The following is a 12756-nucleotide window of genomic DNA, read 5'->3' on the forward strand; positions in this document are numbered from 1 at the left end:
ATTAGAAACAATTAACTTTAATATCAATATATCTAAAACCGACTGGGATTCTTTTGAAACTTCTTGGGATTTTAAATATCATCCATTTTTAAATCATATCGCTGAACATAAACAAAATTGGACTTTAGAAGCTGCTTATAAGCAATGGGAAAATGAAGCATTAGAGCGATTTAATCAATTAAAGTCTAACGAAGAAGAATTAAATCGTATTTTTATTGATCTTTATGGTTTGCAAGATGAATTAACTCCTGAAGAAGAAGACAAAGATGTATCTGTACGTAAAGCTGATCAAATTCGTGATGTAAAATCTTTTCTTTCTTATTTTATCGGGTGTGTTTTTGGACGTTATTCTCTTGATAATGAAGGCCTAGCTTATGCAGGTGGTGAGTGGGATGATGCTAAATATCAAACTTTTATGCCTAATGAAGATAACGTAATTGTTTTAACAGATGCCAATTATTTCCATGACCAACGTGATATTATTCAGCGTTTAGAAGAGTTCCTAACTGTTATCTTTGGTAAAGAGAGTTTATATCAGAATTTAGATTTTATTGCTAACACACTGGAGTCTAAGAAATTTGCGAAGGGCGTAGAAGCTACTGATATTATTCGACAATATTTTTTAAATGATTTCTTTAAAAAGGATCATTTAAAAATTTATCAAAAAAGACCAATTTACTGGGAACTAAATAGTGGACGTAATCAAGGATTTAAGGCACTATTTTATTTACATCGTTACAATCAAGATACATTGGCAATGTTTCGTTCTAGTTATTTGCACAATCTTCAAGAATACTATGAGAATACAATCAAAATGCGTCAGGAGCAGATGCAAATTGAAACCGATAAGAAGCAAATTAAGTTACTCAATAAAGAAATAACCAAATTGAAGAAACAAGTTGCAGAGATCATAAAATTTGATCCAATTTTACAGCATGTGGCTAATCAAAGTATTGCGATTGATTTAGATGATGGCGTAGTCATAAATCATCAAAAAATTCAGGCTGATACTAAAATCCTTACAGCTATTAGATAAAAAAAGATCCTCCTTAATTCATATAGGAATTAAGTGAAGGATCTTTTTTGTGCCAACAAAAGTGCCAAAAATTTTGTTTAAAAAGATTTATCTAAAATTGTAATAATTTTATCATTATCTTTGGCTTCTAGTTCTTTAATTATGTGTAGATAAGTGGATTGCGTAGTGGTTGTATTGCTGTGCCCAAGCCTTTTGGACACGGAGAGGACACTTACTCCCTTATACAATAAAATAGAGGCATGGGTATGTCTTAGTCCATGAAAAGTAATGCGCGGTAAATAGAGTGCATTCAATTTATTAGTTAGAAGATTATTAATTTGAGCACTATAGTAAATTTTACCGTGATGCTTGAAAATTAAGTCATCTGCTTGAATATTTTTAGTTTTAATATAATTTTCTAATAGGTGCAAAGTGTGATTGTCAATAGGGATTTTACGTCGAGAAGATTTATTTTTAGTATCTTTAAATCCAGTACGATATTTATAATCCCAGGTACGATTGATATTGATATAGCCATCGATCATATTGATATTATTAGGTGTTAAGCCTGCAATTTCACCATAGCGCATTCCTGTTAATGCGGCTAAATAGATCATTAATTCACCAGTGTGATTACAATTTAAGTTATTAATCAATTTTTGCCAATCTGTATAATTTAAGAATTTTTGTGCTGGCTGATAATCTTTGCCAGTAACCACTGCCTTTCTAGTTGGATCTTTAGTAATAATTCCTTCATCAATGGCATCCAATAAAGCAGCACGAATGTGTTTATGAAAGCAGGATACTGTTCTTTTGGCATGTGTTTTAGCAAAATTATTTAAGCATTCTTGATAAATATCTTTATTCAGGTCTTTTAGTCTAAGATTACCAAAATATTTGTGGATATGCTTGGCTGTGTTTTGATATTTCATAAAAGTAATGTTGGAAACATAATTTTGTTTATATAGCATTATCCAATGGTCAAAATATGATGCTAAGGTTTGGTTAGCAACATTATAACTTGAGAATAGGGGTTGAGTTGCTTGTACTTCTGAAGCGGCCAAAACTGCTTCAGATTTGAGTTTAAAACCTGATTTTCGATACTTTTTGTACTTGCCATCAACATCTTTATAAGATATTTCATATTGCCATACTTTTCCTCTTTTTTGATAACTAACCATAAATACACTCCATTTAGTTCAAATATTGAATTATTTTGCACAAATTTGGCACAATACTTTTCAGAATACCATAAATTAAGGAGGTGATAAATTATGTTCAGCGATATGATTCAAAAATGGATGACATTTAAAATCCCAAGAAGTTTCAAAAGAATCCCAGTCAGTTTTAGATATATTGATATTAAAGTTAATTGTTTCTAATATGTCTAATTCATTATTTTTCAATAAAGGGAACTTTTTAAGACTACCAACTGGTAGGTGTATAGTCGGATTAATTAAATTAAGTATATAATTACCTACACTTGAGTTTAATAATCCTAAAATATTAAAAAGCAATTTTTTATCTTGAATGTCAAATGTAAATGCACACATCCCTGTTACATCATGTATACTCCCTAAATTTCTATATCTAATAGAAAAATTTCCGCTAGTCACGTCAGACCATGTTATAGCTTCACGAAAGTAATATTTTTCATTTCTAACAACCGCCCTATTTCTACCATTAGGCCATTTGAAATTTCTAATATCATATCCATCATTTTCCCAATTAACAATATAATCATAATTTCCGTACCACTTTCTATATTCACCCCCCTTATTATGTGGAAACCATTTCTGTTTTGACTGTAATGCGTCTAATCTATTTACAGCATCAAATTTTATTTTACAATGTGCCACTTCAAACCATTGACGTAAAAATTTGTTATTATCACCAGTTTGTAGCCCAACTCGTGCATCCACAACATCTTCCATTTTGGTTCCTATTTCAAAATCATGAATTAAATTGGCACTAGCCCAATAGGCGATCGGACTGCCAGGAATTTTCGCAAAATTCGCTTGATTTGAACGATTATATCGGTTTCCTTGAATAGGTAAATTGCTAGGAACACTATTAGCTACATCTTTAGTTTTTATTTGATGGTAAGTTCCAATAAAGTTTAATGTCTTAATATTCCTTAAAATAGTAACTGCTGTGCCAAAAGCGATTCCCATGACATTGTTTTCCATATGCATTAGGTTAGAAATCGTATAATTATTTAATAATGAAATTCTCATTTTTTCAAAACTAGATAAAAACATCCATGATTGCATAGTTACCATAGAATTATATCCACCAGGTAATAGATAGCTACTCCATTTTTCTAAAAACATTGAAAATAAATCAGACTTTGAATTAGGAAAATTTTTCTTAGCAAATTTTGTTAATTCTTCATTCATTCTTGCTGATCCCATATATGGTGGGTTAGCAATAATAATATCAAATTTAGTTTTTAAAATTTTAGCAATTTTATAGTATTTTTTTATTAAAGAAATTAAATATATTGCTTCAAATGAAAGTTGGTCTTTTTGACCTTTTTCTAAGATATTAATGCTATCTTTTATTAATTCTAAATTAATATCATCAGCAATTATTAACGAACCTAGCGATGAATTATTATTGAATAGCATTAATATTTTTTTAGTTTCGTTATATTGTTCCGAATCTAAATAACTAGAAAGAATATCATCATAAGAAATTAAGTTTTGCGATGTGCTAGTAATATTAAATAGATTAATAGTATTAGTCTTTTTGAAAATATTTCTGTAATAACTCCTAGCTTTCATCATGATAGCAAAATACGACAATTGATAAGCACGATAATCAATATCCAATCCATAAAGATTATTTTTTAAAATATTTTTTACAGATTCACTGTTAGAGTATCCTTCTGATTTATATATCTGTATTAACAGATCGAAAGCATAGACCAGGATATGCCCTGATCCCATTGCTGGATCAATAAGTTTAATTTTTTGAATTGATAAATCAGCAATAGACTGATCAATACTTTTTATTAAAATACTAGTTTTTTCAGGTTGTGAGGCGTCCTCCATGTAGTATTTCCATTGAAAAGATTGAGCAATTTCCCTTTCACTTCGGGAGTCTCCAGAGGCTAACAAATGATGAATCCAATATTTACCCAAAGAATTTTGCACCATGTATTGAACAATCCAATCAGGAGTAAAGATTTGAGTAGCACTGGCTATTTGGCTTTGGCGATATTTATGAGATTTTGCTAAACTAATAACTTCGTCTTTAGGTTCCGTGTTATAAAATTGATACAGCCAGCCAATAATTTCCACTTGACCTTCTTGCTGCACATCAAAAAAACGTTCCGGAATTTGGTCAATTAAGTTTTTGATGACACCGGTATTATATCTGGGTGTGAACAATAATTTCAGATAATCGGAAGTTAGTTCAAATAATCCTGGAAGAATTTTATTAAGAGCATCAACTTGCTTAAAAAACAACATTTGATACATCTTATCTAAATCACTACCCAATTCGCTGCTCTTAGCTTGATAGATTAATTCCAAGTCACTTTCATCATGAATATTTAATTCTGCTTGCAAATCTACATCTTCAGCGTAATAAATTATATCTGGCTCATTTCGCCCTTCTTCACTTGAAAGTACACGTACACGACTAGGCAAATAGTCATTCACTTCCATAAAACGCACAGCAATTATCCGATTAAACCAAGTATAAGCTGCTTCTTCAACAATATCTTTAAATGCAGTTTGCCAATCAGTTTTTTGAGCATATTCATTTAAGCGTTTCACCAATTTATCACGCCAAACAATCTTGTCGCCCGTAATGCCGACATTATGTTCATCTTTATAAAATTTTATTTCATTAGTTGAACTAGGCAACTCATCTGCTACACCATTTTCGTCAATCCCTAAAAGGTTAGCTTCAATTATAATTTGATCAATTAAATCGCGTCTTGCTTGTATTGCAAACTTTTTTATAGCATTTTTATCCAACATTTGTTTTCCTCATTATCGGGTAATAATTATCTTATTTGATCCCTTTAATTTCTTCTTTAATGTTTCCTTTATCTTGTTCGTCAAATTGTCAATGTCAGCATCACTTTTAACTTCAATATTGTGACTTCCAACTATCTCTGTTGCTAAAAGTGAAATAGAAGTATATATATCTTCTTTTTTATTAATTGTGTTCTCATGTGTCTTTACAGTGACCTTGTTTTTCTGTTCATACTCTTGTACTTTATTTTCAATCTCATGACTGAAGGATTTTCCAATGTTTCTAACAGCTTCACTTCCCCAAACAATTATGTTGAGATCATTATTAGACTTTTCTTCTATTTCTGTTTGTTTATTCTGAATTTTAGAAATAATTCTTTTTTCTAATTCTCCATGAGTACTTGGATCTAGCTTAGCTTGCTCCAATTGGGTTTGCAACAATTGCTGTTGTTGCATACATAATTGTTTGAAGTCGTCCAATTTTTGATCTGCAAAATTATTAAACAATTTGATAAACTTTTCATGTAGTAATTTTAAAGAAGGAACACTATTTTTAGGATTATCTTGGTTAATTAATTCACGTTCTTGTTTAACTGTAGCTTCTAATTCGCTATTATTATTTGCAGCAACTTTAATAGGCTCGTATTTATCCAAATCACGTAAGGCACTATGCCAAATTTCTTGACTATTTTGATTATGATAAAAATCATCAAGGCCACGATCTTCCATCGTATCTTTCCAGTCATATAATTGTTCCAGCATTGAAGCAATTTGGTCGTAAAAACTGTCCTGACTAATAGCTTGTTTTAATTTTGTTAATAATTTAATACCTGTAGCTAAGTATTGATCTCCAGGAAAATCTTTTTGTTTAGTATAACTCTCCAACTGCTTAATTGTCTTATCAATTTCTTGATCAATGCTACTAAGAATTTTTTCCGGATCAGACTCTTCACGGACTATATATTTTTTACCCAATATTTCAGCAGCAAAGTCTTTGGCAGCTTTAATCTGTTTAATTGGTATTTCTTTTTTAGGTTGGAAAGTTATTTTATCCAGATATTGTTTTTTAGTAAAGTAACCCACAACATTCTGGGGGGCATCATGTGCCTTTTTTAAAGTCAGCTTATCGCCATTGACTTCAACTCGCAAATCACCATTAAAAAAACATTTAGCTATAATCCAAGCTATATCTTCATTTGTATAATGATAAGGAATCTTTTCAAATTTACTGATAATGCTCCGCAAAGAGACTTTACCTTCAAAGCCAGCAATTTCAATAATCTTATCTAAAACTGTTCTAACTGCCTGAGCATTATCGTTATCAACAATCAATTCTTTAGAATCAAATAAATGAATGATGTCTTTTTCATTTTTTGCAACATTAATGTAAGAAAGCTGTCGATAAGTGTCATCTACTAGCATTTGTTGAGCTTGTAATAAAGTATTAGCAAAATCTTTATTATGATCTAGCTTTTCTCCATTAACATAAATGTCACTCTCTTCTAACGCATTAACTATTAAATTTTTCACTGAATCTAAAATTTGAACACGCTCTTGGCCTTTACTAGAAATAATCTGTTCGCGCCGTTTATCAACATTACCAACGTTATTTTTTCGTAAGAATTTTGAAATTTGTTCTGCCCGTTTTAAATAGTTAATAAATTCAAAATTTTCACTAGCTAAATCAACTACTATTTTGGGTTTTTCAGGGGACAAGGAAATTCGGCGCAATTCGGATTCATCACCACTATATTGAATATTTAAAGGTGAATATACTTGAATGGTCAATTCATGATTAGAAGCGCCAATAGGAATTTCATCAATGATACGATTGAAATTGAATACATAACGTCCCTTTAATTTAGGATACGTAAACCTTTGGGAAATCATTTGATCGGTAAAGAGATAATTACTTCCTAAAAGCTTAGAAATTTCAGATTCACTGACTTCTTCATTCTTAATTTCATTGTTAACATCTTGTTCCGCATCTGTTAAGAATTCGTAGGTGTTTAGATTTTTTAATATATAGTTTTGACTTTCTAAATCTTTTAAAGCCTGTTGAACATGGGACTCCAATTCCTGGCGATCGGTATCGATCGAATTGAGCAATAAGGTAGTTAAATTATAAACTGTCGCGTCAAAGCCATCTACATATTTAACCATAAATAAAGTTTTCAAAACTTGAACAGCAAAGGGATTAACTTCTTGTTGGGGATTAATTATTTTATCTTCCCTTGCGCGTGTAATTGTCAAAATATGATTATGATCTAAAAATTGTGATAATCCTTCAAAAAATAAGCTAAAAGGAATTAAAGCGCCAACCTCTTGGTCCTCATAACTTTGAGCGGCTTCTTGGAAGGTAGCCAACATTGAACGTTCACCTTCAGATAAGTGCTTACCATCAGATCCATGTAAACGAATAGCATTTAAAACATCTTGCAAAAGATTAAATTGATAAGGAACAAAAGGATAATTAATTGCAAAGCTAGCAGGTGTATCATATTTAGGTCGTTTGATTCCGGAATCAAAATCAATTTTATTATTAATATTATGCCGGTTATCTTGATACAATTCTTCTAAACGCTGTTCACTGCTTTCCTTTTTTTGAAGTATTCGTTTTTTAATTACTTCGTCAACATTAGCAGAACTCATTGAAATACGCGTTTTAAAACGCCCTTGTATTTTAGAAAAATCTTGACCATTAAGATTATCTGTTACTTGATCTATTGCTTGTTGTGAAGTAACAATAACCCATGCTTTGCCCTGAGTTTTGGCGCCTAATTCTTCAACAATAGTTTGTAAATTCAGCATTCGATTAACATCATTGCCAATAAATTGGCCTACTTCATCAGCTAGAAAAACAACATGATGGTCATTACCCTTAGATTCAATATATTGATTTACTCGTTGGGCAAATTCTTCAATAGTAATTTCATAAGGAGTACTTAATAAATTTATGTATCCTTGCGCATTTTCTTCCGAAAGATAATTAATATCAACAAGTGCTTGTTTAATATTTGCTGTTTGAAAACGATAATGATTTACTCCGATTGACCAATCCATATCCGTTAACTCTGCAAACCTATTTTTAAACTGCTGATACATTCCCTTTTGATCTAATTCATGCTCCAAATCGGCAATATATGGACTTGCTGTTGAATAACCTTGCATCTCATTAAAAACTTTCAAAAAAACATTCAATATTGCATTGCGATCATCACCAGAATTACTATTTGCTTTAGAATCAATGTTAAATAAAATCACGTCTGTAGGTATCTGGGTTGCTTGTTCCATCTGTCCTAAGACAAAAGGATCAACAATTTTTTGATCATCCTTAAAATAATCTAAGGCCGTTTTACCAGATACTTCTTCATTGCCTAAAAGATAAGATAAAATTTTTAAAAAATGTGATTTACCGGAACCAAAAAAACCGTCAATCCAAACTCCCATATTATCCGTAGTACTATCAATGCTTTTTTGATATGCATCAAAAAAACTAGCGAAATGCTGTTGCAATTCTTTAGTAACTACATATTCTTCTAATTCTTGCTGTTTAATCGTTTCTTGAGTTTGTCCAACCTTTACTACTCCTTTAATATCACGATCAATTGATTTCTTAAAAATCTCTTTAATTTTCAATATATTTTCCTCCTTAAATACTAAATGCGCGGTAATAGTTACTATCCTCTACCTTACCAAAAGCTTTTAGGTTTAATCCATCATAATTTCCAGGATAAAACATAATAACAGGATACTGATCAATAATTTGTGTCATCGTATTTAAAATTTTATGAGCTCGCAATATGGGATAAATTTGTCCAATACCAGTTAAAAAAATAACTGACTTAGTTGATTGTAAATTACTATTAATATGCTGCACAATAATATTATTATCTTCATCCATTTCTAAAACATTATTAATTTGCACTGATACTTCATTTAAACCATCACTTTTTTCCATCTGGATTAAAGGTTGCTGATATTGAAAATGATTAATATAGTCCATTACAACCTCATAAATATTAAAAATTTTAATAGATAAAGAAGATGACATATTCTTTTGTAAATCTATAATCCGATCGCGCACTTCTAACTCTAACTTTGGATTATAAGTAAAGATATAATAACCTATCTCATTTGATAGGCCAGCATTATTTTGAAAATCTTCTTTTAATATTTTTTTTTCTAAACGCTCAAACTTGTCAGATAAAGTCTCGAATTCTTCCAAAATCATCCCTCCAAAGCACCTAATTCGTAACTTAAGTCCGCTGTTTTCATTGCTTGTACTAGAATAGGATTCAAAAACACAGGGGTGACCACATCAAATTTACGATTATGATCATCACGCACAAGTCCTGCTTCTCGCAAAAGAGATTTAAATGCTGCCTTGAGTCGATGAATTGTTACTTCATGCCATTGAGCAACCTGAGAACTTTCTTCTTGTTTACGAGTTAAAAACGCTTGGATCTCGGTATCCTCTAACCTACAATCACCTAAAATTATTTCATCACGATAAGTTTCATACATAAATTCTCGCAGTATTCGATAAACTAACATAATTCCCAAAAAATCCACTATTTTTTGATTACTAGTGTCTAATTGAAAATAAATGTTCAAAATATTATTAGGAATTGCCTCGATGCGTGTAGCTAAAGCCCTTGATAAGCGTAAAGCCCGGTTAGTAGAGCTTGCCTGAAAAATGTTCTTTTGATCACTTAATTGATTAATCTCTTTAAAAGTTTTTCCTTGATTCAAATGCGATAAATAAATGTCAAATTCATCGTACCATAAACTTTGAGAAACCAATCCCGATTTATAATTTTTCACATAATTACCTCATTGTTATTTATAAGTAGATTGTAACTTAAATATTATTGCCTTGTCTATCAAATCTTGTCAACGTAATAATACTCAATATAAGGTAAATTGCCTAAATCATATAATAAGAAATAGGAGTTGGTTATTATTGAACGATGCGGAACTTAGCTTGTTAATTTTTATGGTTATTTAATAGAAATTTTATTTTTACTGGAATACCTAAAGCGTGATATTGTAAAACCTTATTTATAGGGCAATCTAGGCAAACCAATACCATGAAAAATTTAGAAGTAGATTTCCAATACGTTTATGAAAGTACTGATCTTAATTCCCTCTAGTCCGCCATTTATCTTTTTCTATAGTATCTTTACAATCAAAAAAGCTTACAAAATATTAACTACTACCGGTGATCGGGGTTGATGTTCCTATGTGATTATTAGCTGTATTAATGGAGAGTCTATGAACTGCGTTATCCCAAATGAGTCCATGATTGCTATTAAAAAAATTGATTATATATGGTTTAAAAAATGGCGACATTGTAGTGTTTCAAGATGGTATTTCTATGTCAGTAAAGAAATTTCACAAAAATGATTTAAAACGTACGATTATCTTCTCGCCAGATGTTCGAATAATTGGTAAGGTTGTAATATATATAGTTGAAATATAATATTAAGTCCAAACACTGATCGACTTTAAAAGCTGTACATAATTGGAGGTTGTAACTAGAAATAATAAAGTATTATATTCGTAGATATGTAATAGGAGCTGATTATTATTGGATGATGCGGGACGTAGCTTATTAATTTTTATGGTTATTTTAATAGGAATTTTTATTTTTATTGGAATACCTATTATTATCGTTGTATCAACATATATGAAATCACGACCACCTAAGCAGGTAAGAGACTATCAAAGACAGCAAAAAATAAATTATCAACTACAAAACTTTAGACCACATTGTTTAAGATGTGGCTATCCACTTCTTTATAATGAGCAGTATTGCCCACAGTGCGGAATATTAATTCAATTGTCTCCCGAAGAAATAAATAGACAACAACAGCAGTATTTGCTAGAAAATAGTAAATTGTACAAATTTGGAATTGGTGCTCAATCATTTAGTAATCGCATGCAAAAAGTTGGTAATAGGATGAGTAAATTTGGTACAACTATGACTTTATGGGTTACTCTGCCAATTGTTATTTTATTTATAATTATATTTTTCTTACTTTAAACATAATAAAAAGCCACATCCCCCACTCGCCAAAGCCAAGGATGTGACTAACCGCAAAACACATACATAGAGTATGCCCTTTCGCATACTCAATTTTAATAAAAACAGGAGGTTAATGCAATGCCGATAACTAAGAAAAAGAACGGCAAATATCAGGCACGATTTTTTTATCGTGATGATGAGGGCAAAATTAAGTCCGGTGGCTCCCAAACTTTTGAGCGAAAACGGGATGCACAATCATGGTTACAGCAACAAAAAGATAAATTTAACAGTCAGGGCGAATTTAAGCGGGCTGATATGCCCTTTATAGATTTTTGGATGGATTTGGTTTAATACTTTTAAAAAGCCCTCGCTTAGACCAGTTACGGCTGATAAATGGCTTAATAGCTATTCTGTAATAAAGAAATATTGGAAAAATACACCTTTAAAAAATATGAATAAAACCTCATATCAGCAATTTATTAATTGGTACGGATCTAATCACGCCAAAACTTCCGTAGAAAAAGTCCATGTTCACGCTCATACTGCGATTAAAGCAGCCTATGAGGATAATTATATTGAAAAAGATTTTACACTTCGTCCTGCTCTTTCTGGAGGTGCTAGTAAACCGGATGCCTTAAAATATTTAGAATAGGAGGACTTTTTAAAACTATTAAATTATTTAAACATAACAAATAACGGCTTAAATATGTCTCGATTAATGATACAAATGGCTTGCTATTCTGGTGCTCGCTTATCAGAAATAGCTGGATTAACTATCGATGATATCGATCCCTTGCACGGCAAAATTAATATAGATAAAACGTTCGATTATCGCGATGGCGGATTTGCCCCAACTAAAAATCCACAGTCGATCCGTAAGATTGATATTGAAAAATCTTTTTTAAAACAATTACAGCCAATTGTTACAGAGAAAAAGTTAAAGGGGCAAAAACTGATTTTTGCTAAAGAAATTGATAATCGCCCTCCTTCAAGCAATGGTGTAAATAAGGAATTGAGATCAATACTTAAAAAATTAAACATTCAAAAAGATATTACTTTCCATGGATTACGTCATACACATATATCTTATTTGCTATCTAATGGAGTAGATGTGCAGTATGTCTCCAAACGCGCCGGTCATTCGTCTGTTATGACTACCCTCAAAATATATACCCATATCTTGCAAAAACGTGAGCGCCATGAAGTTAAACGTACTTTAGAATTATTTACTGGTTAGACCCCGTTTTTAGTTATAAATGAACCACCATCCCTACCATATCAATAATTTAGCTGTTAACACCGCTGTAAATACCGTGTTTTTGGTGTGATATTTTTTTAAAAGTGTTAACAAAAACTTTTTCTATAAGATTCTATAAGATTTTGACAAAGAAAAAAGCCTATATAATGGGCTTCCCACATTCTATAAGCTTCTCTAAGATACTCAATTAACATATATACTACCGGTGATCGGGGTCGAACCGATACTCCCTTAACAGGAACTGGATTTTGAATCCAGCGCGTCTGCCAATTCCGCCACACCGGCAAAACTATATCATTTGGCTAAAGCCAAAGGCGGTAACCGGATTTGAACCGGTGATGAAGGTTTTGCAGACCTCTGCCTTACCACTTGGCTATACCGCCAAAAAATTGGGTTAGCTGGATTCGAACCAGCGCATAATGGAGTCAAAGTCCATTGCCTTACCACTTGGCTATAACCCATT

Annotated in this window: 8 protein-coding genes, 3 tRNA genes and 2 pseudogenes; 5 read left to right on the top strand and 8 right to left on the bottom strand. The window is 31.4% G+C overall.

Features of this window, described 5'->3' with window-relative positions; genetic code table 11:
- A pseudogene (locus tag EQ827_RS00795) lies at positions 1–1036 on the top strand (BREX-1 system adenine-specific DNA-methyltransferase PglX); the annotation flags it as partial.
- Between the two features lie 77 nt (positions 1037–1113).
- Here the strand turns inward: EQ827_RS00795 and EQ827_RS00800 are convergent.
- From EQ827_RS00800 to EQ827_RS00820, 5 genes are all read right to left on the bottom strand, one after another.
- The gene (locus EQ827_RS00800; protein WP_181189089.1) at positions 1114–2196 is read right to left on the bottom strand and encodes a site-specific integrase; all 1083 of its coding nucleotides are present in this window, start codon (positions 2194–2196) and stop codon (positions 1114–1116) included.
- Positions 2197–2271: 75 nt separating this feature from the next.
- The gene (gene pglX, locus EQ827_RS00805) at positions 2272–5007 is read right to left on the bottom strand and encodes a BREX-1 system adenine-specific DNA-methyltransferase PglX (RefSeq protein WP_181189090.1); all 2736 of its coding nucleotides are present in this window, start codon (positions 5005–5007) and stop codon (positions 2272–2274) included.
- A 12-nt stretch (positions 5008–5019) separates the two neighbouring features.
- The gene (brxC, locus tag EQ827_RS00810) at positions 5020–8643 is read right to left on the bottom strand and encodes a BREX system P-loop protein BrxC (RefSeq protein WP_181189091.1); all 3624 of its coding nucleotides are present in this window, start codon (positions 8641–8643) and stop codon (positions 5020–5022) included.
- 13 nt (positions 8644–8656) lie between these two features.
- On the bottom strand, positions 8657–9232 hold the full coding sequence (locus EQ827_RS00815; RefSeq protein WP_258231764.1) for a DUF1788 domain-containing protein: 576 nt from the start codon (positions 9230–9232) through the stop codon (positions 8657–8659).
- Between the two features lie 2 nt (positions 9233–9234).
- A complete protein-coding gene (locus tag EQ827_RS00820; protein WP_181189093.1) occupies positions 9235–9831 on the bottom strand; it encodes a DUF1819 family protein in 597 nt (198 codons plus the stop codon).
- Positions 9832–10597: 766 nt separating this feature from the next.
- Here EQ827_RS00820 and EQ827_RS00825 point away from each other — a divergent pair.
- The 4 genes and pseudogenes from EQ827_RS00825 to EQ827_RS00840 form a co-directional block, all read left to right on the top strand.
- Complete coding sequence (locus tag EQ827_RS00825) at positions 10598–11053, top strand: hypothetical protein (RefSeq protein WP_181189094.1); 456 nt, start codon at positions 10598–10600, stop codon at positions 11051–11053.
- A gap of 120 nt (positions 11054–11173) precedes the next feature.
- Positions 11174–11386 (top strand): hypothetical protein, encoded by a 213-nt coding sequence (locus EQ827_RS00830; RefSeq protein ID WP_181189095.1) that lies wholly within the window; start codon positions 11174–11176, stop codon positions 11384–11386.
- Complete coding sequence (locus tag EQ827_RS00835; protein WP_309109318.1) at positions 11376–11687, top strand: phage integrase SAM-like domain-containing protein; 312 nt, start codon at positions 11376–11378, stop codon at positions 11685–11687. Before EQ827_RS00830 ends, EQ827_RS00835 begins: the two co-directional genes overlap by 11 nt.
- A gap of 27 nt (positions 11688–11714) precedes the next feature.
- Positions 11715–12272: pseudogene (locus EQ827_RS00840) on the top strand (site-specific integrase); the annotation flags it as partial.
- 221 nt (positions 12273–12493) lie between these two features.
- On the opposite strand, the gene EQ827_RS00845 reads toward EQ827_RS00840, so the two are convergent.
- From EQ827_RS00845 to EQ827_RS00855, 3 genes are all read right to left on the bottom strand, one after another.
- Positions 12494–12578 (bottom strand) — tRNA-Leu (locus EQ827_RS00845).
- Between the two features lie 27 nt (positions 12579–12605).
- Positions 12606–12676: transfer RNA gene (locus EQ827_RS00850), tRNA-Cys, on the bottom strand.
- A 6-nt stretch (positions 12677–12682) separates the two neighbouring features.
- Positions 12683–12754: transfer RNA gene (locus EQ827_RS00855), tRNA-Gln, on the bottom strand.
- Positions 12755–12756 lie beyond the last annotated feature (2 nt).

The sequence above is a fragment of the Bombilactobacillus bombi genome (assembly GCF_013607485.1).
Classification (GTDB): Bacteria; Bacillota; Bacilli; order Lactobacillales; family Lactobacillaceae; genus Bombilactobacillus; species Bombilactobacillus bombi_A.

Excerpts from the sequence above, each read along its gene's own strand:
- EQ827_RS00800 (WP_181189089.1), bottom strand. The coding sequence starts at position 2,196 with ATGGTTAGTTATCAAAAAAGAGGAAAAGTATGGCAATATGAAATATCT.
- pglX (WP_181189090.1), bottom strand. The coding sequence starts at position 5,007 with ATGTTGGATAAAAATGCTATAAAAAAGTTTGCAATACAAGCAAGACGC.
- EQ827_RS00830 (WP_181189095.1), top strand. The coding sequence starts at position 11,174 with ATGCCGATAACTAAGAAAAAGAACGGCAAATATCAGGCACGATTTTTT.